The 1,079-nt window shown below is 62.1% G+C and carries 1 protein-coding gene; it reads left to right on the top strand.

What is annotated here, in order from left to right; all coding sequences use genetic code 11:
- On the top strand, positions 1-1,079 hold a 1,079-nt coding region (locus tag FSO04_RS45820; RefSeq protein WP_154568013.1), incomplete at both ends, for a porin.

Genomic DNA, 1,079 nt, shown 5'->3' with positions numbered 1-1,079 from the left:
CACGCTCAGAGCAGTGTGACGCTGTACGGGATCGTCGATGCGGGGATTGGTTATCAGAGCAGCCAGACGTCGCTTGGTTCGACGAGTGGCGGTCGCTCGGTGATCAAGATGGTGAACGGCATCTGGGCGGGCAGCCGCTTCGGCCTGAAGGGTGCCGAAGATCTGGGCGGCGGCACGAAGGCGATCTTCCAGTTGGAAGAAGGCTTTAACAGTGCAACCGGCGCACAGGCCGTCTCCGGTCTGGCGTTCAACCGGCAAGCGTACGTCGGCGTGGCCAACGCCACCTACGGCTCGTTCACGGCCGGCCGTCAATACACGTCGTACTACACGCTGCTGTCGCCTTATAGCCCGACCACGTGGCTGACGGGCGCATACGGCGCACACCCGGGCGACATCGATTCGCTGGATACGGTGTACCGCGTGAATAACTCGCTGGTGTACACGTCGCCGAGCATGTATGGCCTGACGGTGAGCGGTTCGTATGCGCTGGGCGGCGTGGCAGGAAGCACCAATGCCGGTTCGACGTATAGCGCGGCGATCCAGTACCTGAATGGTCCGTTCGGTATCGCGGCAGGCTACCAGCGCATCAATAACTCGACGTCTGGCGGCGGTGCGTGGGGCGCGGATTCCACGGCGTCGAATGCGGGCGCGCAGCCGGGTGTGTCGGGCATCAATAACGGCTACCAGACGGCGCAGGCGCAGCAGCGCGTTGCGGTGACGGGCGGCTATGCGTTCAGCTCGCAATGGGACGTCTCGTTCTCGTACTCGAACGTGCAATACATCCCGGGCATCAACTCGAAGTTCCACAACGAGGCGATTTTCAATACGGCTGGCGCAGTGCTGCACTTCAAGCCGTTGACGGTGCTGGATCTGGCAGCCGGCTATAGCTATACGCGCGCAACGCAGTCGAATGGCATCTCGAGCTCGGCACGCTACCAGCAGTTCAATCTCTCGCAGTACTACAGCCTCTCCAAGCGTACGGGGCTGTATGCGCTGGAAGCCTATCAGCGTGCGGGTGGCCAGACGATCGGAACGAACGGCAAGAGCATCATCAACGCAACGGCCGATATCGGCGACGG

This window comes from Paraburkholderia madseniana (assembly GCF_009690905.1).
Classification (GTDB): Bacteria; Pseudomonadota; Gammaproteobacteria; order Burkholderiales; family Burkholderiaceae; genus Paraburkholderia; species Paraburkholderia madseniana.
The sequence above is the reverse complement of the archived record's forward strand: the minus strand, read 5'-3'. Positions and strand labels throughout refer to the sequence as shown.